Below are 23,360 nucleotides of genomic sequence, written 5' to 3'. Positions count from 1 at the left end.
TCACCAGGGAGGCTGTCATGCACGCACGAGGCAAGGTGTACGTCGAGGGTTCGCGGCCGGATGTCCGGGTGCCGTTCGCGGAGGTGGGGCTGACCGGAGACCTGCCACCGGTGCGGCTCTACGACACGTCCGGCCCGGGGTCGGACCCATCGGTGGGGCTGCCCGCGTTGCGCGGGCCGTGGATCGCCGAGCGGGGTGATGTGGCGCCGGTGCGGGGTGCGGGCACCCCGCTGGCTGGTGTGGACGGTCGCCGGCCCACCCAGCTCGCCTACGCGCGGGCCGGTGTGGTGACGCCGGAGATGGAGTTCGTGGCGATCCGGGAGAACGTCGACCCGGAACTCGTGCGGGCCGAGATCGCCGCCGGTCGGGCGGTGCTCCCGCTCAACGTCAACCACCCGGAGTGCGAGCCGGCGATCATCGGTAAGGCGTTCCTGGTCAAGGTCAACGCCAACATCGGCACCTCGGCGGTCAGCTCGTCGGTCGCTGAGGAGGTGGAGAAGCTGACCTGGGCCACCCGCTGGGGCGCGGACACCGTGATGGACCTGTCCACGGGCAAGCGGATCCACGAGACCCGTGAGGCGATCGTGCGGAACTCGCCGGTGCCGATCGGGACGGTGCCGATCTACCAGGCGCTGGAGAAGGTCGGCGGCGACCCGGTGAAGTTGAGCTGGGAGGTGTTCCGGGAGACCGTGATCGAGCAGGCCGAACAGGGCGTGGACTACATGACGGTGCACGCCGGGGTGCTCCTGCCGTACGTGCCGCTGGCCGTGGACCGGGTGACCGGGATCGTGTCCCGAGGCGGTTCGATCATGGCGGCGTGGTGCCTGGCGCACCACGAGGAGAACTTCCTCTACACCAACTTCGAGGAGCTGTGCGCGCTGCTCGCGCGCTACGACGTGACGTTCTCCCTCGGCGACGGGCTGCGCCCCGGCTCGATCGCCGACGCCAACGACGAGGCGCAGTTCGCCGAGCTACGCACCCTCGGTGAGCTGACGAAAATCGCCTGGGCGTACGACGTCCAGGTGATGATCGAGGGCCCTGGCCACGTACCCATGCACAAGATCAAGGAGAACGTGGACCTTCAGCAGGAGTGGTGCCACGAGGCGCCCTTCTACACGCTCGGTCCGCTGACCACCGACATCGCGCCCGCGTACGACCACATCACCTCCGCGATCGGCGCCGCGATGATCGGCATGTTCGGCACCGCGATGCTCTGCTACGTCACCCCGAAGGAGCACCTCGGCCTGCCGGACCGGGACGACGTGAAGGCGGGCGTGATCGCGTACAAGATCGCGGCACACGCGGCGGACCTGGCCAAGGGGCACCCCGGCGCGCAGGCCTGGGACGACGCCCTGTCGAAGGCGCGGTTCGAGTTCCGCTGGGAGGACCAGTTCAACCTCTCGCTGGACCCGGAGACGGCGCGCTCGTACCACGACGCTACCCTGCCCGCCGAGCCCGCCAAGACCGCGCACTTCTGCTCGATGTGTGGCCCGAAGTTCTGCTCCATGAAGATCACCCAAGAGCTCAAGGAGTACGCGGCGCGCGGCATGAAGGACAAGTCGGAGGAGTTCGTCTCCGGCGGCAGCCGGGTCTACCTACCGCTCGCCTGACCCAGGTGAATCGTCCCCGGGACGTCCGTCTGGCGTCCCGGGATGATCGACTCGGGTTCTTTGATGTCGCGGTGTCCGGCTGCGTGGGATAGCCCGATATCAGTGAACCCGAGTCGATCAGCGGCGATCGGTCGGTGCGCTGCCTGAAGTCAGTCGCGGGTGGGTCATTCGCGGTGGTGTCGACCGGTGGAGCGCAACGACCGGCGGCCGTTGTCCTGCTCGGGCTCATTGTCTGACACCGGCTTGCTCAGACCGGCGACCCAGTCGACGAATTCCTCGTCCTGGGTCGCCAGCGGCTCCGCTTCGTCCGACGCCTTCGGGCTCTCCTCGTCGGCGCGGGACCGGTTGCGGCGGAACAGCCCGCCGAGCCGCCCTCGCCGAGAGGACTGCTCGGCCACCTTCGGCGGCGGCGTCGCCGACGCGGCGTCGTCAGACGCCACATCGCCGGTGCCGGTGTCGGCGCTGGTGGTGGCGGCACCGGAGGGCGCGCCGACCGTGCCCGGGAACTCCGACGGGTCCGGGCGTTCGGCGGGCGCGGTCGTCTCGCTGGCTTCGGCCGGGGCTGTGCGTGCCGTCGAGCTGTCCTGCGACCCCGCCAAACCGCCTCGCCGAGAGGTGTCGAACGCGTTCCAGGTGCCGGCCCGGCTCAGGTCCGGCAACGGTGCCCGATGCCGGGGCCTGGGGGTCGGCCCGGTCGGCTCGTCGGGCCCGCTCGGACCCTCCGATGCGGTTGCTCCCGTTGCCCCCGGCGCGGAGGTTTGCGGTGGCACCGTCCACGCCGAGGTGACCGGCCAGGCCGATGGCGCGGGCGTCCACCGCGCCGCGTCGTCCGGGTCACCGGCGGCGGTGTCCCCGAACAACCCGGCGGTGGGAACGTCCTTTGCGGTGGACCGTGCGCTGTCGGTGCCATGACCTCCGGCGATAGCGGAATCGCTGGTCGGGGAGGTCGCGTCGGCCGGTGCCGCCTTGCTGCCCGTACCGGCTTCCGAAGCGCGCGGGGACGCGGTGGCTTCCGCACCAGAGTGGCCGGTCGCGGTGCTCGGTACCGCCGGTGCTCGCGTCGCGCCGGTTGTGGTGGTCGGTGCTTCTGCCGCCCCGGTGGCGGTGGTCGGCGTCTGTGGGACGGCGGTACCCGTGGTCGGGGACTCCGGGCTGGCCGGCACCTGCGTAGCGTCGGCGGACGCCGAGGTAGCCTGCGCTCGCTTAGAGCCGGTGACGGGGGCGGCCGGCGCTCGCTTCGCGCCGGTTGCCGTGGTGCGGGCTGCTGCCGTGCCGGCGGAGGCAGCCGAGGCGACGTCGGAGGTAGTGCTCTTCCGCCCGCCCAGGCTTTCCCGGCTGGACACCGGAGTGTCGGTGGCCGCGTCGGATCCGGTGCTGTCGGCGGACGTGCCCGGCCGGGTGCCCTTCGTGGCGAGGCCGGTGGTCCCCTCTCGGGTGGTTGCCTCGCGGGCGGTCGTCTTGTCGGTGGTCGTCTTGTCGGTGGTCGTCTCGTTGGCGGCTGCCGAACCGGCAGGGGACGTGTCGCCAGCGGCGTCGGAGGCGGTGATGTCCGGGCTGGCTTTCGACTTGCGGGCCCGTCGCGGCTTGATCGTCAGCGGCGCCTCGGGCGTGCCGTGGTCGGCCGTGCCCGTCGTGCCCGTGCCCGTGCTGGTCGTGCCCCCGCTGGTCGTGCCCGTGCCCGTTGGAGCTGTGCTGGTCGCCTCCGTGTCGGTCACGGCCGCACTGGCCCGAGCCGCGCTGCCGGTGGCGGGGATGGGCACGTCCGCGCTGGGCGCGGCCGAGCTGGCCGTGCCTGCGCCAGGCGTACCCGTGCTGCTTGGGACGGCGGTGCCGGCGGCCTTGCGGGTGGTGCGCCCATCGGGCGCCCTGCTGCTCGTGCCCGTCGTGCTGCTGCTCGTGCCGGTCGTGCCCGTCGCCGTGCTGCCGGTCGGTTCGTCGACCGCTCGGCCACTCGCTGGGGTTGCGGCGGCGGCGCGTCCGCCCGTGGTGCTGGTCGCGGTGGTGTCGGTGACGTTGCTGACGTCGGTGCTGGCCGTGGGCTCGGTCGTGGCCGGGCCGTCATCCCGGGCCGGCGGCGTCTGCCCTGCGGCGGTGAACTCACCGGTCGGCGCGGTCAGCCAGGCGTCGGACTGAGACGAAGTGGCGGGAGACGGAGCGGCGGAAGACCGAGCGGCGGGAGTCGGACCGTGCTGGCCGCTCGCGGTGGTCTCCGGCCAGTCCCAGTGGGCCGGGACGGTGCGTACGCCATCGGGGTCGCCCTTTGCCCACGGACCCGCAACGACGCCGCCGGGCTGCGCGGTCGCCAGCTCGGCGTTGGCCGTCTCCGTGTCGGCGCGTTCGGCGGTGTCCCGGTCGTTCGACGCGCCGGGCAGCGCCGGGCCGGCGGGCAGTGGCCGCAGGATGGCGGTGGGCTCGATCGCCTCCGGATCGGCGGTACGGGTGCCCGTTGGCCAGCGCAGCAGCGCGGCGGCGGCCGCTCCGAGTGCTCCGGCGAGGATGGCGATCAACGAGCCGTAGTAGGGACTTGCCTGGTAGCGGTCCACCGCGTCGCCCGGCCCGGCGGTCAGGTAGGCGAACGCCACCAGCACCGGACCGGCCACCCCGGTGGCGCCGCTGACCAGCGGAGCCTGGCCCCGCCAGCGAGCCAGCCCGGCGGTCGCGGCGCCGGCCAGCAGCGCCACGGTGGGCAGCAGGAGCAGCGCCAGCCGCTGTGCGGCGGCGGCGTCAAGCCAGCTCGGCTCCAGTACGCCGAGCCGGACGGTCGGCAGTGGGCCGGCCGTGCCGAGCGACGGCAGGACGGAGATCAGCGCCAGTAGCCAGACCGCGCCGGCCACGGCCGCCATGTTCCAGCCCAGCTCGGGACGGAACAGGACGGCGATCGCCGCGCCCGCCCCGATCACCGCGCCGACCATGGCGCAGATGCCCACCGCCCAGACCGGGTCGACGGAGATCAGCTCCGCGGCGCGGGCGGGCTGCATGCAGAGCGGGGCGATGACGGTGGCGCCGAGCGCTGCCGCGCCACCTACCGCCAACTGCTGGCCGGTGCTGGCCGCCGGGGCGTCGCGGCGGGCGAGGCGTCCGGTCAGGACGGCCCCGGCGACGGCGGCGTTCGCGGCGAACCAGCCCACCCAGACGAGCTGGGCCGGCCACTGGTTGACGGTCGTACCGGTGAAGGCGCCGGTCAGGCGGACGATGCCGAAACCGTACGCGACGCCGAGCTGGCCGGCTCCGGCCAGCACGCTCACCCCGAGCGCCGTGAGCAGCAGTCTGCCCCAGGTCCGAAAGGCCATGTCCGGCACGTTACGCACCCGGTACACCCGATCGCCACCGGCGCGCCGCGCGGCACGCCGGTGGCCATCGGCGGGTCTACTTGAGTTCGACCAGCCGAGCCAGGTAAGTCGTATCCCCGACATTGGTCAGCATGTGCACCGCGCCCGGGTCCCGGTAGACCACTCCGCCGGTGGGCTCGTCGGCGTCGATCCGGGTGCCGTCGACGGTCTGTACGACGTTCTTGGCGCCCTCGATCGCCACCACCAGATAGGGGTGGTCGTGCCGGTGCAGCGGTTGCCGCTCGCCCGGCTCGAGGCGGATGTGCCAGACCCGGACCCGGTCGTTCTCGTACACGATCTCCTGACCCACCGGTCCGAGTTCGGTTCCGTCGATCACGTCGGTCATCGTGCTCCGTCCAGTTGGGGCAGCACCTCGGCGGCGATCAGCTCAAGGTGGTCGAGATCATCGAAGTCGATCAGGCGTAGGTGGACCCGCGTGGCGCCGATCGCGGCGAACTCACCGATCCGCTGCGCGAGCTGCGCGGGGGAGCCGACCACCGGGTCCTCCGGTGGCAGCGCGCTCTTCTCGTGCAGGGGCGCGGCCCGACGCTGGGCCTCCGCGTCGGTCCGGCCGATGGCGACGACGATCCCGGCGGAGAGCACCAGCGGGTCGCGCCCGGACTCCGTCCGTCCGGTGCGCTCACACGCCTCGCGCACCCGGTCGTACGCCTCGGCGGTGGCCGCCACGGATTTGAACGGCATGTTGAACTCGTCGGCGTACCGGGCGGCCAGTTCGGGTGTGCGCTTGGGGCCGCGCCCGCCCACGATGATCGGCGGGCCGGGCACCTGTACCGGCTTGGGCAGGGCGGGAGCGTCCAGCAGCCGGTAGTGGTCGCCGGTGAAGCTGTAGGTCTCGCCGAGCGGGGTTCCCCACAACCCGGTGATCACCTCAAGCTGCTCGGCCAGTCGGTCGAAGCGCTCGCCGACCGGCGGGAACGGGATGCCGTACGAGGTGTGCTCGCGCTCGTACCAGCCGGCGCCGATGCCCAGGTCGACCCGGCCGCCGCTCATCTGGTCGACCTGCGCGACCATCACCGCGAGGGGACCGGGCAGGCGGAACGTGGCCGACGTCACCAGGGTGCCGAGCCGGATCCGCTCGGTTTCCCGGGCCAGCGCGGCGAGGGTCAGCCAGGCGTCCGTCGGGCCGGGCAGGCCCGGGTCGGCGCCCATCGACTGGTAGTGGTCGGCGCGGAGGAAGCCCTCGTAGCCGCAGGCCTCGACCAGCCGGGCGAACCGGAGCTGGGTGTCGTAGCTGGCGCCACGGTTCGGCTCGGTGAAGACCGACACCCGCATGGTCAGTGTCCTTCCGCGCCGGCGGTGGCCGGCTGCTCGCGTTCCATCAACAGTTCGTGCAGGTCGGCACTGACCTGGGCGACGTCGGCGAGGTGGGCGTTGCGGCCCAGGGTGCGGGGCCGCGGGATGGTCACGTCGACGACCTTGCGGATCCGGCCGGGGCGGGGGCTCAGCACGACCACCCGGTCGGCGAGCAGCACCGCCTCGTCGATCGAGTGGGTGACGAAGACGATCGTCGGCTTGTTTTCCATGTGCACCCGCTGGAGTTCGCCGGAGAGTTCCTCGCGGGTGAGCGCGTCCAGCGCGGAGAACGGCTCGTCCATCAGCATCACCCGGGGCTCACCGATCAACGACCGGCACAGTGACACCCGCTGCTGCATGCCGCCGGAGAGCTCGTGCGGCAGCCGCTTCTCGAAGCCGGCCAACCCGGCCACGTCGAGTAGTTGCCGGGCCCGCTCCCGATGCTTGGCGCGGCTCCAGCCGAAGATCTCCACGGGCAGCAGGACGTTGTCCAGGACGGTGCGCCAGGGCAGCAGCGCCGGCTTCTGGAACAGCATGGCGATGTCCTGGCGGGGGCGGGTGATCGGCGTACCGGCGACGGTGATCTCACCGGCGCTCAGCGGGAGCAGCCCGGCGATCAGCCGCAGCAGGGTGGACTTGCCGCAGCCGGAGCGGCCGAGCACGGCCACGAACTCGCCCTCGGCGACGTCGAGGTCGATGCCGCGCAGCGCCTCCACCCGGCCGGATCGGCCCTCGAAGGTACGGGACACCCCGGACAGTCGGATCATCTCCGGCGCACCTCCGCTGAGTGGACGGTCAGGATCCGCCAAAGGCTAACCGCCCTGTCGAGGTATGACACCGGCTGGGGTGGTCGTCAGGTTGTATCCGTTCCGCAACCCGATACGCCTGGCGTCGCAACTGTGGGTTTCTCGTACGCTGTGCCCGCGAAGAGTCCCCTCACGACGGCGGCGCCCGGCTTCCACCCCTCCCGCCGGCCCGTCACGACAACCCCCTCCGGTGGCCTGCCGGCCCCGGTCGGAAAGGACATGGTGCACTGATGAGAAGGCTGACCCGTACGGTCGCTACGGCCGCGCTGGCCACCGCCCTCGCCCTTGTCTCCGCCTGCAGCAGCGGGTCGGATTCGGCCGACGATGCAAAGGGCGGCGACGGCAAGCTGGAGAAGGTGACCTACCTCACCTCGTTCGGTAACTTCGGCCGTGACTCCTACGCCTGGGTGGCGAAGGACAAGGGCTTCTTCAAGGAAGCCGGCTTCGACGTCGAGATCAAGGCCGGCCAGGGCACCGGTGGCGTGATCCAGACCGTCGTCGGCGGCCAGGCCGACTTCGGCCCGATCGACCTCACCGGCGGCCTGCTCCAGCTCGGTAACGGCCAGGCGAAGGACTTCACCGCCGTGGCCGCGATCCAGCAGCGCACCATGGCGGGCATCGCCACCGTCGAGGGCAAGAACATCAGCTCCCCGAAGGACCTGGAAGGCAAGAAGCTCGCCGACACCCCCGGGTCCGTGGTCCGCAACCTCTTCCCGACGTACGCCCGGCTCGCCGGCGTGGACGCGACCAAGGTGACCTGGGTCAACGGTGAGGCGCAGAACCTGATCGGCACGCTGGCCAACGGGTCGGTGGACGGCATCGGTCAGTTCGTCGTCGGTCAGCCGACGATCGAGGCGGTGGCCAAGAAGAAGGCCGTCATGCTGCCGTACAGCAACGTGATGCAGGACCTCTACGGCAACGTGCTGATCACCTCCTCGAAGATCGCCAAGGAGAAGCCCGAGATGGTGAAGCGGTTCACCGCGGCGCTGCTCAAGGGCCTGGAGTACAGCCTGGCGAACTCCAAGGAGGCCGCCGACATCCTGAAGAAGAACGTCGACGCCACCAACCCGGTCTCCGCCGCCGCCGAGCTGGAGCTGATGGCCGCGTACGTCCGTTCCGGCAACACCGGCACCGCGATCGGCACCCTGGACAGCGGTCGGGTGGCCAAGAGCATCGCCATCCTGCAGGGCGCCGGCGCGCTGAAGCAGAACATCACCCCCGAGCAGATCATCGACTTCAGCCTCGCGCCGAAGGCCTGATCGTCCGGTCGTCATCAGGGGGTACGTCCCGCCGATCCCGGTGGGGCGTACCCCCGTCGCTCGTCGGCCCCCGGCGGGCCGTGAGATTTCGAGGAGGACAGGAATGACCGACGTCCGGTCAGCGGACCCGGCGGTGACGGAACCCCCACCCCCGAGCGCCGGCCCCGAGGCGGGGCGCGCGGGCCGAGGTGCGGGTCTTCGGGCCGGGGCCGAGGTGGCGCTACCCGCGGTCGGCATCCTGGTCGCGTTGGCGGCGTGGTGGCTGATCGCCCGACTGGAACTGGTCCACCCTGTCGCCCTGCCGCCGCCCGGCGACGTGTTCAGCGCGTTCGTCGAGAAGCCCGCCCAGATGCTGGAGCACACCTGGGACACGACGCTGGAGATCCTGACCGGGTTCGCCCTGTCGGTGGCCGCCGGTGTGCTGATCGGGCTCTCGCTGGCCAGCTCCCGCACTGTGGAGCGGATGTTCACGCCGCTGCTGGTCGCGGTGAACGCGGTGCCGAAGATCACGCTGGGCCCGCTGCTGGTGGTGGCGCTCGGCTGGGGTCAGAAGCCGATCCTGACCATGGTGTTCCTGCTCTGCTTCTTCCCGATCGTGCTCTCCACCGCGACCGGGCTGACCACCACGCCGGCCGACCTGGCCGAGTTGGTGCGGTCCTGGAACGCCTCCCGCTGGCAGGCGTTCCGCAAGGTGCGCTTCCCGGCCGCGCTTCCGCAGATCTTCGTCGGGCTCAAGGTGGCCATGCCACTGGCCGCGATCGGCGCGGTGATCGGTGAGTTCCAGGCCGGCGAGAGCGGCCTCGGCTACGTCATCACGCAGTACGCCGGCATCGGCGACGCCGCCACCGCCTGGGCGGCGATCATGCTGGTGGCGCTGGTGAGCATCCTGCTCTACTCGGCGCTCCTGCTGATCGAGCGGTTCGCCCTCCCCTGGGTACGAGAAACCACCAGCAGCCGGTAACCCAACAGAAGAGACCAATCACAACGCAAAGGGCCGGCCCCCACCTGGAGGCCGGCCCGTTCCGTCAAGCGTCTACCCCGCCAACCTCCAGCGGCCGTTGCGGGCGACCAGCGTGGTGAGCGCCTGCGGCATCAGGCCGCTGTGGTTGTCCGGCGTCATGCGGATCGGGCCGGACAGGCCGTCCATCTGGGACGTCTCCAGCACGTCCCGGATGCCGTTGCGGTCCACCTTCCCGATCTCACCACCGGCGCGCAGTTCGGCGTCGGCGATCAGCTGAACGGCGTCCGCGGCGAACGACGAGGACCCGTTGTAGCCACCGAAGCGTGCCGTGTAGTCCTGGAACCACTGCCGCCGCGCCGCCTTTGCCGGCGTGGTCGCGATCACGTCGTCGATCACCATGGTCTGCGTGAAGATCAGCGTGGCCTTCTCGGTCGCCTTGGCCGCGGAGCCGAGGAAGAGGTCCCCGGCCGCACCCGCGTCGAAGTAGATCGACCCCCGGAAGGTGGTCTGCTGGGCGGTGGTGGCGGCCAGTGTCGCCTGCTCCGGCGGGGTCCAGAAGACCATCGCGTCGGGCTTGCCCGAGGCGAGCTGCTGGACCTGCTGGCTGACGTCGGTGTCGGTGGTCTTGATCCGCTGCTGGCGGAGCGAGATGTTGACCTTGTCCAGTTCGTTCTTGAGCGCGGTCGCGCCCTCCTGGCCGTAGTCGTCGTCGCTGACCAACATCCCCACCTTGCGGATGTTGTTGCGGCGCAGTTCGGTGGTCAGCGCGGCGGCGCTGTCCGGGGCGTTAGGGCCCAGCTTGAACACGTAGCGCCGTTCGGCGGCCGGCGCGGCGATCGCGCCGGAAGCGGCTAGCGCAATGGTGGGAATCCGCTTCTCGTTGATGGTCCCGACCGCACCGACCGCGCATTCGTTGCAGCCACCCATGATGATGGCGCTGACCCGAGAATCGCTGCTGAAGTCGACGATGTTGCGAAGTGACTCGGCCGAGTCGGAACGGTTGTCCTTCACCTTGAGATCGATCTTCCGGCCGTTCAACGCGCCGGAGGAGTTCAACTGCTCGACCTTGAGTTCGAGGGCGCGCTGGTATGTCCGGCCAACCGTGGCGGCGGCGCCGGAGAGTTCGAGGTCGGCAGCGATCACGATCGGACTCGTGTCCTGCTCCGCTCCGCCAAACTGGCAGCCGGTGAGCGTGGTGGCCACTACGGCCGATGCGAGCGCCGCGATGGTCGCGGAGCGGATGGGGCTCAACTCAGTCCTCCAGGTGCGGGCGCGGGCGCTGCCCGGTCACCGCCGCTAATCCGTCCTCAGTGGAGGACGGGATCTCCTCTGCCGTACGGTGTGCGCGAAGCCTGCAAAACCTTGCCAATGGCCGGCGCTGTGGTCAAGCGCGGACCCCGGCAGCATTTTCGGGACGGCCATCCCACATGCTGGGGTAACGCAATGTTTGCAAAAGCTCACTTTGCATACACGCGTGACCACTCTGGAGTTACATGCCCTGTTCAGGGGCTTGCGGAAATGAAGGTATCAGTTGCCCGGATCACGGGATGCGCTCCGTCCGACCGTTTCCTACCTCACTGCGGCTTCCCAAACAGGATCATCTCTGATGAAATCGCGGCCGTGCCGCGCGTGGTCCCCTCCGCTTACGGCATGGCTCGGCGGCTCAGGCGGGGAAGAAACGACGGAGGCGATGTCGTGAGCACCGGACCGACGACCCTGCCCGCGCTCGGCGACAGCGGTCGGCGTACGCGCCGACGGATGCCGAGACTGCGTGACGCCCGGATCCGGTCCAAGTTGGCACTGATTCTGGTCGTTCCGGTGGCAGCGGTGATCGCGCTGGCCACGGTCCGCCTGATCTCGGTCGGTGAGGGTGCCTTCGACGCCACCCAGGCCCGGTCACTGACGGCCCTCTCCGTCGACGTCAGCGCCCTCACCCAGGACCTCCAGGCTGAACGGATGGCCGCGGCCGCCTACCTGGCCAGCCCGCAGCAGCCGGCCGACGCGTACAACCTGCGGGTCCGCCAGACGCAGCAGCAGGTGGACGAGTACCGGGCCGAGCGGGGCCGGGTCGGCGAGGTGCCGGCCGCCCTGCGGGACCGGCTGGCCGCCATCGACGACCACCTGGCCACCCTGGACGGCACCCGTCAGGAGGTGCTGGACCGCCGGCAGATGGCGGTCGCCGAGGCGGTGCTCCGCTACGGGGTCATCCTCACCGACCTGGTCTCGTACGGTGACGGCCTCGCCCAGTTGCCCGGCGACGAGAGCCTGGCGGACAGCCGCCGTGCGGTCTCCGCCTTCGCCCGCGCCAAGGCTTCCGTCGCCGAGGAAGAGGCCGTCGCCTTCACCGCGCTGACGGCCGGCCAGCTCGACTCGGAGCAGTTCTCCTCGTTCGTGGCAACGTTGACCAGTCAGCAGGAGGCGCTGGTCGCGTTCTCGCTGGCCGCCGACCCGGTGCAGCGCGCCCTGGTCGACAGCACCGTCTCCGGCGACGCGGTCGGCCTGGCCGACCGGGTGGCCACCGACATCACCCGCTCGGTCGGGCAGCGCCCGCTGGTCACCGCGCAGGACGCCACCGCGGCCATCGGCGCCGTCAACGACCTGATGCGCTGGGCCGAGATCCAACTGCAGGACCGACTGCTCCAGCAGGCCGACCAGGCGCGCTCGGACGTCATCCGGCAGGCCGTGGTCGAGTCGGTCCTGGTGCTGCTGACCCTGATCATCGCCGTGTCGCTGGCCGTGGTGCTGGCCCGCTCGCTCAACCACTCGCTGCGCCGGCTGCGGGAGGGCGCCCTCTCGGTGGCCAACCACGACCTGCCCGACGCGGTGCAGCGGCTGCAGAACATGGGCAGCGTGGGTGACGGCGGAGTGGACGAGACCGTCCGACAGGTCCGGGACCCCATCCAGCTCAACACCCGCGACGAGGTCGGTCAGGTGGCACTGGCCTTCAACGTCGTACACCGGGAGGCGGTGCGGGTCGCCGCCGAGCAGGCGGCACTGCGTACCAGCGTCTCGGCGATGTTCCTCAACCTGGCCCGCCGCAGTCAGACCCTGGTCGACCGGATGATCGGCGAGCTGGACGCGATCGAGCGCGGCGAGGAGGACCCGAAGCGGCTCGCGCAGCTCTTCGAACTGGACCACCTGGCCACCCGGATGCGCCGCAACGACGAGAACCTGCTGGTCCTGGCCGGCGCCGACTCCGCCGTACCGCGTCGTGACGACGCGTTGGTGGTGGATGTCCTGCGTGCCGCCCAGTCCGAGGTGGAGCTGTACAACCGCATCGAGTTCGGGACGGTGGACACCGACATCTCGGTGGCCGCGCACGCGGTCAACGACGTCGTACGTCTCGTCGCCGAACTTCTCGACAACGCCACCCGGTTCTCGCCGCCGAACACCACGGTGGTCGCCGACGGTCGGCGGATCCGCGACTACGTCCTGATCCAGATCGAGGACCGCGGGCTCGGCCTCACCGACGAGCAGCTCGACTCGCTCAACCGGCGGTTGGCCGCCCCGCCGAGCGTCGACGTCGCCGCGTTCCGGCTGATGGGTCTGGCCGTGGTGAGTCGGCTCGCCTCCCGCTACGGCATCCGCGTGGAGCTGCGCCGCAACGTCGAGGGCGGCACCGTCGCCCAGGTGACGTTGCCCGCCGCCACCGTCGTGCTGCCCAGCAACCGGGGCCGCGAGCAGGTGCTCACCCGGCCGCGTCAGCCGATGGCCGTGGAGCAGACGCCGCTCACCCCGGTCGGTCACGCCGAGCAGTTCGCCGGTGCCGCCACGACGGCGGCGACGCTGCCCGACCAGTGGCGGACCAGCACGCCGGCGCCCGCCCAGTGGCAGTCGCCGCTGGACTCGCGGGACACCACCCCGGCCGTGCAGGCGGGTGGCTACACCGGTCCGCGCTCGACCATGCCGCCGGCACCCGCCGCCCCCGCGCCGGCCGCTCCGGCACCCGCCGCCCCGCTTCCGCCGGCACGGCCGGCCTACAGCAGCGGTGCGGGCGCCTCGCTGGGCAGCCCGACCGTGGCCTACCCGACCGTCGACCCGCTGCCTCGGCGCGGCTCCACCGCGGATGCCGCGGACGCCGCCGACGGGCGCGGTGTTCAGGGCCTTCCGGTCGGGCCGGTCGCCGGGCCGGGCGCGGTGGCACCGCCGGCCCCGCCGTCGGTGCCGGCCGCACCGGTCAGCACCCGGCCCGACTTCCCCGCCGAGGCTCCGATCTTCCGGGAGATGGAGGCGGTCTGGTTCCGGTCGCACGGCGACGACGCCACCGCGATCTTCACCCGGCCCAACTTCGACGAGCCGCCCGCGCCCGCCACCAAGGCGGCCGACGCCGGTCTGCGTACCGGCAACGGGGGCCAGCCGAGCGCCGCGCCCGTGCCGGCCGCGCCGCCGGCCCGACCGAAGCTGCCGACCCGTACCCCGGGCAACTCCGACGGCACGGCCACGCCGGGCGCCGGGGGCCCCGGCACCACCATGGACGGGTTCGCAGCACGGCCGTCGGCGCCACCGTCGTACAACCCGCCCCCGGCCAGCCGGACGGCTCCGGCCGCGCCCGCCCCCGCCCCCGCCCCCGCCCCCGCCCCCGCCCCCGACCCGGAGGCCTGGCGTACGGCGGCGGACGAGGGCTGGTCCCGGGCCAGCCGGGCCGCCGAGCCGGCTCCCGCGGGAACCACCCGCTCCGGGTTGCCCAAGCGGGTGCCGCAGGCACAGCTCGTGCCGGGTGGCATCGAACCGAAGAGCGGCCGGGACCGCAGCCGGCGGACCCCGGATGAAGTACGTGGTCTGCTGTCCGCCTACCACCGTGGTGTGCAGCGCGGTCGGACGGCCGGAACGGACCTGAACAGCACCTCGACCAAGGAGAGCCGATGAACAGGCCAGCTGCCATGCAGGACATGGGTTGGCTGCTCACCAACTTCGCCGACAGCGTGGCGGGCATCGCCCACGTGGTGGCGGTGTCCGCCGACGGGCTGCTGCTCGCGTCCTCCCGGGATCTGCCGGGGGACCGGGCGGACCAGCTCGCCGCGATCACCTCCGGGGTGGTGAGCCTGACCGAGGGCGCGGCCCGGATGTTCAGCGCGGGCGGGGTGTTGCAGACAGTCATTGAGATGGACAGCGGGTACCTCTTCCTGATGTCGATCAGCGACGGTTCTTCGATGGCCGTGCTGGCCGCGCGCAGCTGCGACGTGGGCCAGGTGGGCTACGAGATGGCGCTGCTGGTCGAGCGGGTGGGTGCCGCGCTGGTGCCGCTGCCGCGCGACGCGGTGCGTTCTTAGCACCGGAAGGCGGCGCCCGTTCCGGGCGCCGGACCAGGGACGAGAGGCGGCACAGTCCGGCTCCGCAGGGGACGAGGAGGTGATCGGGGATGGACCAACGACGCGCTGACCCGCGTGGCGCGCTGGTGCGTCCGTACGCGGTCACCCGTGGTCGTACCGAGCCCCGGCAGGACATCGCCCTTGAGGCCGTCCTCACCGCCTCTCTCACCCAGGTCGCCGAGTCCCGCTTCGCCGGGCATGACAAACACCGCATCGCCACGGTCTGCGAGGGCCGAGCGCAATCGCTGGCGGAGATCGCCGCGTATACCCGGATGCCGCTGGGCGTCGCCCGGGTGTTGGTCGCCGACATGGTGGCCGAGAGCCTGCTGACGTTACACACTGCTGCTCCCGCCGAGGGGTTCGAGGAGCGGATGGAACTGCTTGGAAGGGTGCTAAGTGGACTTCGCAGGCTATGACCCCGCAGGGGGGCGGCCGGGCCGGGGAATCGTCTCCGCGAAGATCGTCGTCGCGGGCGGCTTCGGCGTCGGTAAGACGACACTGGTCGGGGCGATCTCCGAGATCACACCGCTGACCACCGAGGCGTTGATGACCGCGGCGGGTGTCGGCATCGACGATCCGTCCAAGGTGCCGGGCAAGGAGACCACCACGGTCGCCATGGACTTCGGCCGGATCACCATGGCCCAGGACCTGATCCTGTACCTCTTCGGTACGCCGGGTCAGACCCGGTTCTGGTTCATGTGGGACGAGATCATCCGGGGGGCGGTGGGTGCCGCCGTGCTGGTGGACACCCGCCGGATCACCGACGCGTTCGCCCCGCTGGACTACTTCGAGAACCGCAACCTGCCGTACGTGGTGGCGCTGAACAAGTTCGACGGCGCGCCGCAGTACGAGGCCGAGGAGGTCCGCGAAGCGCTGGCCATCTCGCCGCAGGTGCCGCTGGTGATGACCGACGCCCGGCAGCGGGACTCGGTCAAGCAGGTGCTGGTGACTGTGGTCGAGCACGCCATGCTCCGGCTTCAGTCCGAGCACGGGCGGGGCTTCCCGACGCCGGTCGGCTGAACCGTCGCGTCACGGCCGGCTCGCGACGGCCGGCCGTGACGCCTTCAGTCGACCCGGAGCCGGTAGCCGCGCTTCACCACGGTCTGCACCACGCGGGGCGCGCGCAAGCCGGCCCGTAGGCGGGCCACGGCCATCTCCACGGCGTGCTCGTCCGCGCCCCGGGGCAGTGTCCGCAGCAACGCCGTGCGGGACAGCACCCGGCCCGGGGACTGGGCCAGCGCCCGCAGCACCGCCATCGGCGCGGGCGCGAGTGGCCGCAGCTCGCCGTCGATCACCGCGGCGTGCCCGCGCAACGTGAGCAGGTGCCCGGCGGCCTTGAACGTCACGGTCCGGCGCGGCAACTCGTCGACGATGGTCCGCACCAGCGCGCCCAACCGGGCCCGGCCGGGCGCGCTCACCGGCACCCCGCGCCGCAGCAGCGGCTCGGCGGTCACCGCGCCGACGCAACTGGCCAACACGTCGCTGCGCAACGCGGACAGCACCGCGTCGGTGCGGTCACCGGCGGCCCGCAGCAACGCCTCGGCCGCCGGCGCCGAGGTGAACGTCACCGCGTCCACCAGCCGGCCGGCGATCAGGTCGATCAACCGGTGCAGCGGCGCCGGGTCGGTGGGCGGCGCCCAGCGGTAGACCGGCACCTCGATGACCGTGGCGCCGGCCGCCTCCAGCGCGAGCGTGCACTCGGGCTGCCGCTCGCCGTGCAGCTGCATGGCGATCACCTGCCCGGCCACGCCCCGCCGGCGCAGGTGGTCGACCACCTCGTCGCAGCTCTCCGAGGCGGGCGACCACTGGTCGTGCAGCCCGGCAGCCCGGATCGCGCCGCGTGCCTTCGGGCCGCGCGCCACCACGTACGAGCTGGCCAGCACGGAGCGCAGCGGCTCGGCCAGCCCCCAGCCCTCGGCCGCCTCCAGCCAACCGCGCATGCCGATGCCGGTGTTGGCCATCAGGATGTCCGGCGGCTGGTCGAGGCAGGCGCGGGTCGCCTCGCGCAGTTCGGTGTCGTCGGACAGCGGCACGATCCGCAGCGCCGGGGCGAGCACCACCCGGGCACCCCGTCGTTCGAGCAGCGCGGCCAACTCGTCGCGCCGCCGGTCGGCGGTCACCCCGATGGTGAAGCCCGCCAGTTCTTCCCGCATCAACCCTCCTGTCGCAGCCGCACCTCGACCAGCCCGTTGCGGCAACGCGCGTCGTGTCGGGCCACGGCCACCCCGGGCAGGTCGAGGCAGTGCCCGCTGCGCAGGTCGTACACCTGCTTGTGCAGCGGTGAGGCGACCGTCGGCACGCCGCCACGGCTGCCGACGATGCCCCGGGACAGCACGTACGCCCCGGAGACCGGGTCGCGGTTGTCGATCGCGAACAGCCCGTCGGCGGTTCGGAAGAGGGCGATCTGCACCCCGTCGACCAGGGCGGCGACGCCCCGGTCCGGTTCCAACCGGTCGAGGAGGCAGACGGTGGTCCAGGTCAGGGTGAGGGTCTGGGTCATCGCCGTACCTCCGGTAGGCCGAGGGTGACCGGTTGCCGACGGTGACCGTTGGTCGGCTCGGATCCGGTCGGGGAATGGTCGCGTACGGGCACTGGCTGGCCGCGTTCCCGGGTGAAGGTGATCGACGGGTCGGGTACGTCGGGGGCGTTGACGAAGGAGGTGTAGCGGCGCAGCCGTTCCGGGTCGTCCAGGACGTCGCGCCACTCGTCGGAGTACGACGACACGTGCCGGGCCATCGCCGCGTCGAGGTCCTCGCAGAGCCCGAGCGAGTCGTCCACGATCACCGAGCGCAGGTGGTCAAGGCCGCCGTCCATGGCCTCGATCCAGCCGGCGGTGCGTTGCAGCCGGTCGGCGGTGCGGATGTAGTAGATCAGGAATCTGTCGATCAGCCTGATCAGCGTTTCTGTCGACAGATCGGTGGCGAACAGGTCGGCGTGCCGGGGCCGGAAACCGCCGTTGCCGCCGACGTAGAGGTTCCAGCCGGTCTCGGTGGCGATGATGCCGAAGTCCTTGCTGCGCGCCTCCGCGCACTCCCGGGCGCAACCGGAGACCGCCGACTTCAGCTTGTGTGGCGCACGCAGCCCGCGATAGCGCAGCTCCAGGGCGACGGCCAGCCCCACCGAGTCCTGTACGCCGTACCGGCACCAGGTCTCGCCCACGCACGACTTCACCGTGCGCAGCGCCTTGCCGTACGCGTGCCCGGACTCGAAGCCGGCGTCCACCAGCCGCCGCCAGATCTGCGGCAGCTGCTCCACCCGCGCCCCGAACAGGTCGATCCGCTGCCCACCGGTGATCTTCGTGTAGAGCTGGAAGTCCCGGGCGACCTCGCCGATCACGATCAGCTTCTCCGGGGTGATCTCGCCGCCCGGGATCCGGGGCACCACCGAGTAGCTGCCGTCGCGTTGCAGGTTGGCCAGGAAGTGGTCGTTGGTGTCCTGCAACGACGCCTGCTCGCCGTCGAGCACGTGCCCGCTGCCCAGCGAGGCGAGGATCGACGCCACCACCGGCTTGCAGATGTCGCAGCCGCGGCCCCGACCGTGCTCGGCGACCAGCCGGGAGAAGGTGCGGATGCCACGGACCCGGACGATCTCGAACAGCTCCCGCCGGCTGACGTCGAAGTGCTCGCAGAGCGCGCTGGACTGCGCCACCCCGGCCGCGTCCAGGAGCTGCTTCAGCATCGGGACACAGGAACCACAGCTGGTGCCGGCCCGGGTGCACGCCTTCAACGCCGGCACGTCCGCGCAACCGTCGGCGATGGCGGCGTCCACGTCACCCCGGGTTACCGCGTTGCAGGAGCAGACCTGCGCGGTGGCCGGCAGCGCCCCGGCGTCCGCGCCGCCGCCGTCGGGCGCGAGCAGCGCCAGCGGCGCGGCCGGCAGCGGGCCGCCCACACTGGCGCGCAGCGTCGGGTACGCGCTGGCGTCACCGACCAGCACCCCGCCGAGCAGGGTGTGCGCGTCGTCGGAGAGGACCAGCTTCGCGTAGACCCGGGTGGCCGGGTCGGTGAACGTGACGTCCAGGCAGCCCTCGGTCGCACCGTGGGCGTCGCCGAACGAGGCCACGTCGACGCCGAGCAGCTTGAGTTTGGTGGCGGTGTCCGCGCCCGGGAAGGTCGCCGCGCCGCCGACCAGCCGGTCGGCCACCACCTCGGCCGTCGCGTACCCCGGCGCGACCAGACCGTGGCAGGTGCCGTCGACCGCCGCGCACTCCCCGACGGCCCAGATCCGTTCGTCGGCGGTACGACAGGTCGCGTCGACAAGCACCCCGCCGCGCGGGCCCAGCGGCAGACCGGCGTCCCGGGCCAACTGGTCCCGGGGTCGGATGCCGGCGGCCACCACCACCAGGTCGGCGTCGAGGGCGGTGCCGTCGGAGAGTTCCAGGGCCGCGACGCCGCCGTCCGGGCCCGGACGGATCGCGGTGGTCGCCACCCCGAGATGGGTCCGTACGCCCAAATCGTCGACGTAGCGGCGGAGCATCGCGCCGCCGGCCTGGTCCACCTGCACCGGCATCAACCGGGGCGCGAACTCGACCACGTCGGTGCTCAGGCCGAGCAGCCGCAGGGCGTTCGCGGCCTCCAGGCCGAGCAGACCACCACCGATCACCGCGCCGGTCCGCCGGCCCTGCGCGTACGCCCGGATCGCCGCCAGGTCGTCCAGGGTCCGGTAGACGAAGACCCCGGGCAGCTCCGTGCCGGCCACCGGCGGCACGAACGCGTACGACCCGGTGGCCAGCACCAGCGCGTCGTAGCGGTACTCGCCGACAGCGGTGGTCACCACCTGCCGGTCCCGGTCGACGGCGGTGGCCGGTTCGCCGAGTCGCAACCGCACCCCCTCGTACGGGGTGTGCAGGTTGAGTTCGCTCTCACTCACCCCGTCGAAGTACGCCGAGAGCCGCACCCGGTCGTACGCCGGGCGCCCCTCCTCGGCCAGCACTGTCACCCGCCAGCGGCCCTCCGGGTCACGGGCACGCAGCGCGTCCACGAACCGCTGCCCGACCATGCCGTTGCCGATGACGACCAGTTCGCCGCCGCTCATCGCGTCACCTCCACCGATTCCGCCTGGCTCAGCCAGTCGACGATGCCGCTCACCGCGTCCCGGCATCCGCCGCATCCGGTGCCGGCCCGGGTCGCGGCCACCACCGCATCGACCGTCCGGGCGCCGGAGCGCCAGCTTCTGACGAGTGCGCCCTTGCTCACCGTGTTGCACTGGCAGACCGTGGCCGCGTCCGGCATCAGCGCCGGTGAGGCGGCCGGGGTCGCGTCGACCGCGCCGAGCGCCCGGCCGAGCAGCAACGCCCGCCGGTCACTCGGCACCGGCTGACCACGGTCGAAGAGTTGGATCACCGTGCCGACCGCCGGGTTGTCGCCGAGCAGGATCGCGCCGATCAGCCGCTCGTCCCGGATCCGCAACCGGGCGTACGTGCCCCGGGTCGGGTCGGCGAAGGTCAGCTCCTCGCCCGGCCCGCCACTGGCCGCGTCACCCATCGACGCGAGGTCGATCCCGGCGGCCTTCAGCCGGGTCACCGCCGGCCGGGGCCGGTACCGGGCCAGTGGGTCCGTGCCGGTCAGCACGTCCGCGAGCACCTGGGCCTGGGCCCAGGCGGGCGCGACCAGCCCGGTGAGCACGCCGTCGTGCTCGGCGCAGTCGCCGATCGCCGAGATGGACCGGTCGCTGGTGCGCAGCCGGTCGTCCACCACCACACCGCGCCGCACCGTCAGGCCGGCGGCCTGCGCGAGGGCGGTGTCCGGGCGTACACCGCAGGAGAGCACCAGCAGATCCGCGTGCAGCGATCGGCCGTCGGCCAGGTCGAGGCGGACACCGTTGGCGTCCGCGGCCACGCCGGTCGCCGACACCCCCAGTTGGACGGTGACGCCGAAGCCGGCGAGCGTGCCCGCGAGCACCGCACCGGCCACCGGGTCCAGTTGCCGTTCCATCAGGTGCTCTCGCGGGTGCACCACGGTGGTGGCCAGCCCCCGGGTGGCCAACCCTCGGGCGGCTTCCAGACCGAGCAACCCGCCGCCGAGCACCAGCGCGCTGCGGGCGCCCTCGGCGGCGGCGAGGATCCGCCGGCAGTCGTCCAGGGTCCGGAAGGGGACCACCCGCTCCGGCAGGTTCGCGGGGTCGAGGCCGGGCAGCGGCGGCACCACCGCACGGGCGCCGGTGGCCAGCACCAAATGGTCGTATCCGATTCGTTCGCCGTCGTCGGTGCGGACCTCGCGGGCGGACCGGTCGACGGCGGTCACCGGTACGCCGCTGCGCAGGTCGACGCCGTGCCCGGCGGCTTCGGTCAACTCCACGTCCGGCTCGTCGATCCGGCCGGCCAACAGGGTGGAGAGGAGGATCCGGTTGTACGCGCGGTGCGGCTCGGCCCCGAGTACGGTGACCTTCCGGTCTCCCGCCCGGGCGTGCAACTCACCGGCGAGGCGCGCCCCCGCCATCCCGTTGCCGACGATGACCACCCGGGCGGTCATGCCTTCTCCACCCGGACCGCGCAGATCTTGAACTCGGGCATCCCGGAGATCGGGTCCACCGCGTCGTTGGTCACCGAGTTGGCGCGTCCCGCCCCCGCGTAGTGGAACGGGGCGAACACGGTGTCCGGTCGGATCCCGGCGCTGAGCCGGGCCGGAGCGCGGAACTCTCCTCGGCGCGAGGTGACCCGCACCGGGTCGCCGTCGTCGATGCCCAGCCGGGCTGCCAGGTCGGGGTGCAGCTCGACGAACGCCTCCGGGGCGGCACGCCGCAGCGCGGGCACCCGTCGGGTCTGAGTGCCCGACTGGTACTGCGCGAGCACGCGGCCGGTGGTGAAGTGCAGTGGGTAGGTGGCGCAGACCTCCTCGGCGGCCGGCCGGTGGTCGACGACGTGGAAGCGGGCCCGGCCGTCCGGGGTGGCGAACCGGTCGGCGAAGAGTCGTGGCGTGTCCGGACCGTCCTCGGTGGGGCAGGGCCAGTACACCCCGTCGTCGGCGTCGATCCGGTCCCAGCTGATGCCTGCGTAGTCGGCGGCCCCACCGGCCGAGGCGCGGCGCAACTCGGCGAAGACCGCCGCCGGGTCGGCCGGGAACCGGGCCGCCGCTCGCACACTGGCCGGGTTGGCGTCGGTCGGGTCGACGGCCGCCGCTTCGGCCTGGGCTGGGTTGGCGCCGACCGGGTCGACGGCCGCCGCCTCGGTCTCGGCGAGCCGGGCCGCGAGCGCGGAGATGATGGCCAGGTCGGTCCGGACGCCCGGCGGGGGCGGGCGTAGCGCGCGTCGGCGCAGCACCCGACCCTCCAGGTTGGTCATGGTGCCGTCCTCCTCGGCCCACTGCGCGGTGGGGAGCACCACGTCCGCCAGCGCGGCCGTCTCGGAGAGCAGGAGGTCCGCGACGACCAGCAGGTCCAGGTCGCGCAGCCGGCCCTCGATCCGGGCCGCCCGGGGTGCCGAGACCACCGGGTTCGAGCCGAACACCAGCAACGCGCGTGGGCCACCCGGAGTGCCGAGCGAGTCGAGCAGTTGGTAGGCGGGCACTCCCGGGCCGGGCAGTTCGTCGGCCGGCACGCCCCAGACCCCGGCCACGTGCTCCCGGGCCGCCGGGTCGTCGATCCGCCGGTAGCCGGGGAGCTGGTCGGCCTTCTGCCCGTGCTCCCGCCCGCCCTGGCCGTTGCCCTGGCCGGTGAGGCAGCCGTACCCCGAACCGTCGCGGCCGGGCAGACCGAGGGCGAGAGCGAGATTGACGTACGCGGTGACGGTGTCCACCCCCTTGGCGTGCTGCTCGGCACCGCGCGCGGTCAGGATGATCACGCGACCGCCGGTGCCCAACGCGCGGGCGGTCTCCTCCAGGTCGGCCACCGGCACCCCGGAGAGCTGTTCCGCGCGGGCCGGCCACCAGGCGGCGACGCTCCGGCGGACCGCGTCGAAGCCGCTGGTGCGGTCGGCCACGTAGGCCCGGTCGACCCACCCCTCGGTGAGGGCGATGTGCAGCAGCGCGTTGGCCACCGCGAGGTCGGTGCCGGGCAGCGGTTGCAGGTGCAGGTCGGCCTGGCGGGCGGTGGCGGTGACCCGGGGGTCGATGACGATCAGTTTTCCGCCGTTGCGGCGCTGCTCGGTGAGCCAACGCACCAGCGGCGGCATGGTCTCCGCCGGGTTCGCCCCGACCAGCAGCAGGGTGTCGGCCCGGCCCAGGTCGGCGAGGGGGAACGGCAGCCCTCGGTCGATGCCGAAGGCGCGCATCCCGGCGGCCGCCGCCGAGGACATGCAGAACCGACCGTTGTAGTCGATGTGCCGGGTGCGCAGCCCGATCCGGGCGAACTTCCCCAACGCGTACGCCTTCTCGTTGGTCAGACCACCACCGCCGAAGACGGCGACCGCGTCCCGGCCGGCGTCGTGCTGGACGGCGCGGATGCCCGCGACCACCCGGTCGAGCGCGGTGTCCCAGCTCGCCGGCTGCAGTTCGCCGGTGGCCGGGTCGCGCACCAGCGGGGTGGTCAGCCGCTCCGGGTGGTCGAGCAGTTCGGCGGCGGTCCAACCCTTCTGGCAGAGCCCGCCCCGGTTGGTGGGGAACTGCCGCGGGTGGACCGTCACCCCGGCGTCGTCCGCACGTAGTGTCATCCCGCACTGCAGGGCGCAGTAGGGGCAGTGCGTCGCCACCTCCCCGGGCAAGAGCCCCGGTGGAGTTGCCGACCGCGCACCGTCTGTCATGTCGGGAAAGCGTGCCGCCGGGCGGTTTCCGGTCCGGGTCCCTTCTGTTTCGGTCCTGTCAAGTGGGGCTCACACCGCACAGGAGCAGCGGGTGTGAC

At 72.3% G+C, this 23,360-nt stretch carries 17 protein-coding genes; 7 read left to right on the top strand and 10 right to left on the bottom strand.

What is annotated here, in order from left to right:
- Nucleotides 1-17: 17 nt before the first annotated feature.
- Complete coding sequence (gene thiC / locus ACIBD9_RS14030) at nt 18-1,610, top strand: phosphomethylpyrimidine synthase ThiC (RefSeq protein WP_396717510.1); 1,593 nt, start codon at nt 18-20, stop codon at nt 1,608-1,610.
- A gap of 164 nt (nt 1,611-1,774) precedes the next feature.
- On the opposite strand, the gene ACIBD9_RS14025 is transcribed toward thiC, so the two are convergent.
- The 4 genes from ACIBD9_RS14025 to ACIBD9_RS14010 form a co-directional block, all read right to left on the bottom strand.
- Entirely contained in the window at nt 1,775-4,900 is a 3,126-nt protein-coding gene (locus ACIBD9_RS14025; RefSeq protein ID WP_396717508.1) for a hypothetical protein, read from the bottom strand.
- Nucleotides 4,901-4,976: 76 nt separating this feature from the next.
- Complete coding sequence (locus ACIBD9_RS14020) at nt 4,977-5,285, bottom strand: cupin (RefSeq protein WP_030329959.1); 309 nt, start codon at nt 5,283-5,285, stop codon at nt 4,977-4,979.
- Nucleotides 5,282-6,232: an LLM class F420-dependent oxidoreductase gene (locus tag ACIBD9_RS14015; RefSeq protein WP_396717505.1), complete on the bottom strand. Its 951-nt coding sequence runs from the start codon at nt 6,230-6,232 to the stop codon at nt 5,282-5,284. The genes ACIBD9_RS14020 and ACIBD9_RS14015 overlap by 4 nt, the downstream gene beginning before the upstream one ends.
- Before the next feature lie 2 nt (nt 6,233-6,234).
- On the bottom strand, nt 6,235-7,020 hold the full coding sequence (locus ACIBD9_RS14010) for an ABC transporter ATP-binding protein (RefSeq protein WP_112601251.1): 786 nt from the start codon (nt 7,018-7,020) through the stop codon (nt 6,235-6,237).
- Nucleotides 7,021-7,289: 269 nt separating this feature from the next.
- On the opposite strand from ACIBD9_RS14010, the gene ACIBD9_RS14005 reads away from it, so the two are divergent.
- Nucleotides 7,290-8,318 (top strand): ABC transporter substrate-binding protein, encoded by a 1,029-nt coding sequence (locus ACIBD9_RS14005; RefSeq protein WP_387169430.1) that lies wholly within the window; start codon nt 7,290-7,292, stop codon nt 8,316-8,318.
- A gap of 103 nt (nt 8,319-8,421) precedes the next feature.
- Nucleotides 8,422-9,279 (top strand): ABC transporter permease, encoded by an 858-nt coding sequence (locus ACIBD9_RS14000; protein WP_396717503.1) that lies wholly within the window; start codon nt 8,422-8,424, stop codon nt 9,277-9,279.
- Between the two features lie 72 nt (nt 9,280-9,351).
- On the opposite strand, the gene ACIBD9_RS13995 is transcribed toward ACIBD9_RS14000, so the two are convergent.
- Entirely contained in the window at nt 9,352-10,530 is a 1,179-nt protein-coding gene (locus ACIBD9_RS13995) for an ABC transporter substrate-binding protein (RefSeq protein WP_396717500.1), read from the bottom strand.
- A 444-nt stretch (nt 10,531-10,974) separates the two neighbouring features.
- On the opposite strand from ACIBD9_RS13995, the gene ACIBD9_RS13990 reads away from it, so the two are divergent.
- From ACIBD9_RS13990 to ACIBD9_RS13975, 4 genes are all read left to right on the top strand, one after another.
- Nucleotides 10,975-14,145, top strand: a complete 3,171-nt coding sequence (locus tag ACIBD9_RS13990; RefSeq protein WP_396717497.1) for a nitrate- and nitrite sensing domain-containing protein — start codon at nt 10,975-10,977, stop codon at nt 14,143-14,145.
- Nucleotides 14,142-14,549, top strand: a complete 408-nt coding sequence (locus ACIBD9_RS13985) for a roadblock/LC7 domain-containing protein (RefSeq protein WP_007465177.1) — start codon at nt 14,142-14,144, stop codon at nt 14,547-14,549. Before ACIBD9_RS13990 ends, ACIBD9_RS13985 begins: the two co-directional genes overlap by 4 nt.
- A gap of 89 nt (nt 14,550-14,638) precedes the next feature.
- Nucleotides 14,639-15,004 (top strand): DUF742 domain-containing protein, encoded by a 366-nt coding sequence (locus ACIBD9_RS13980; RefSeq protein ID WP_124778091.1) that lies wholly within the window; start codon nt 14,639-14,641, stop codon nt 15,002-15,004.
- Nucleotides 14,985-15,608, top strand: coding sequence for an ATP/GTP-binding protein (locus ACIBD9_RS13975; protein ID WP_030329978.1), 624 nt, complete (start codon nt 14,985-14,987; stop codon nt 15,606-15,608). The genes ACIBD9_RS13980 and ACIBD9_RS13975 overlap by 20 nt, the downstream gene beginning before the upstream one ends.
- Nucleotides 15,609-15,652: 44 nt before the next feature.
- Here the strand turns inward: ACIBD9_RS13975 and ACIBD9_RS13970 are convergent, their stop codons facing one another.
- From ACIBD9_RS13970 to ACIBD9_RS13950, 5 genes are read right to left on the bottom strand one after another with little or no spacing between them, the layout of a single operon-like run.
- Nucleotides 15,653-16,741 (bottom strand): uroporphyrinogen-III synthase, encoded by a 1,089-nt coding sequence (locus ACIBD9_RS13970; protein WP_285796755.1) that lies wholly within the window; start codon nt 16,739-16,741, stop codon nt 15,653-15,655.
- Nucleotides 16,741-17,088 (bottom strand): nitrite reductase small subunit NirD, encoded by a 348-nt coding sequence (gene nirD, locus ACIBD9_RS13965; protein ID WP_387169419.1) that lies wholly within the window; start codon nt 17,086-17,088, stop codon nt 16,741-16,743. The genes ACIBD9_RS13970 and nirD overlap by 1 nt, the downstream gene beginning before the upstream one ends.
- On the bottom strand, nt 17,085-19,622 hold the full coding sequence (nirB, locus tag ACIBD9_RS13960; RefSeq protein WP_396717495.1) for a nitrite reductase large subunit NirB: 2,538 nt from the start codon (nt 19,620-19,622) through the stop codon (nt 17,085-17,087). The genes nirD and nirB overlap by 4 nt, the downstream gene beginning before the upstream one ends.
- On the bottom strand, nt 19,619-21,058 hold the full coding sequence (locus ACIBD9_RS13955; RefSeq protein WP_396717493.1) for an FAD-dependent oxidoreductase: 1,440 nt from the start codon (nt 21,056-21,058) through the stop codon (nt 19,619-19,621). The genes nirB and ACIBD9_RS13955 overlap by 4 nt, the downstream gene beginning before the upstream one ends.
- Nucleotides 21,055-23,262, bottom strand: a complete 2,208-nt coding sequence (locus ACIBD9_RS13950; RefSeq protein ID WP_396717491.1) for a molybdopterin oxidoreductase family protein — start codon at nt 23,260-23,262, stop codon at nt 21,055-21,057. The genes ACIBD9_RS13955 and ACIBD9_RS13950 overlap by 4 nt, the downstream gene beginning before the upstream one ends.
- Nucleotides 23,263-23,360: the final 98 nt, after the last annotated feature.

The sequence above is a fragment of the Micromonospora sp. NPDC050784 genome (assembly GCF_044456765.1).
Taxonomy (GTDB): Bacteria; Actinomycetota; Actinomycetes; order Mycobacteriales; family Micromonosporaceae; genus Micromonospora; species Micromonospora foliorum.
Note: the sequence above shows the minus strand (reverse complement) of the source record. Positions and strands in the feature narration are given on the sequence as shown.

Coding starts and splice junctions, on each gene's coding strand:
- ACIBD9_RS14025 (WP_396717508.1), bottom strand. CDS start 4,900: ATGGCCTTTCGGACCTGGGGCAGACTGCTGCTCACGGCGCTCGGGGTG.
- ACIBD9_RS13955 (WP_396717493.1), bottom strand. CDS start 21,058: ATGACCGCCCGGGTGGTCATCGTCGGCAACGGGATGGCGGGGGCGCGC.
- nirD (WP_387169419.1), bottom strand. CDS start 17,088: ATGACCCAGACCCTCACCCTGACCTGGACCACCGTCTGCCTCCTCGAC.
- ACIBD9_RS14000 (WP_396717503.1), top strand. CDS start 8,422: ATGACCGACGTCCGGTCAGCGGACCCGGCGGTGACGGAACCCCCACCC.
- ACIBD9_RS13970 (WP_285796755.1), bottom strand. CDS start 16,741: ATGCGGGAAGAACTGGCGGGCTTCACCATCGGGGTGACCGCCGACCGG.
- ACIBD9_RS14020 (WP_030329959.1), bottom strand. CDS start 5,285: ATGACCGACGTGATCGACGGAACCGAACTCGGACCGGTGGGTCAGGAG.
- ACIBD9_RS14015 (WP_396717505.1), bottom strand. CDS start 6,232: ATGCGGGTGTCGGTCTTCACCGAGCCGAACCGTGGCGCCAGCTACGAC.
- ACIBD9_RS14010 (WP_112601251.1), bottom strand. CDS start 7,020: ATGATCCGACTGTCCGGGGTGTCCCGTACCTTCGAGGGCCGATCCGGC.
- ACIBD9_RS13950 (WP_396717491.1), bottom strand. CDS start 23,262: ATGACAGACGGTGCGCGGTCGGCAACTCCACCGGGGCTCTTGCCCGGG.
- ACIBD9_RS13980 (WP_124778091.1), top strand. CDS start 14,639: ATGGACCAACGACGCGCTGACCCGCGTGGCGCGCTGGTGCGTCCGTAC.
- nirB (WP_396717495.1), bottom strand. CDS start 19,622: ATGAGCGGCGGCGAACTGGTCGTCATCGGCAACGGCATGGTCGGGCAG.
- ACIBD9_RS13985 (WP_007465177.1), top strand. CDS start 14,142: ATGAACAGGCCAGCTGCCATGCAGGACATGGGTTGGCTGCTCACCAAC.
- thiC (WP_396717510.1), top strand. CDS start 18: ATGCACGCACGAGGCAAGGTGTACGTCGAGGGTTCGCGGCCGGATGTC.
- ACIBD9_RS14005 (WP_387169430.1), top strand. CDS start 7,290: ATGAGAAGGCTGACCCGTACGGTCGCTACGGCCGCGCTGGCCACCGCC.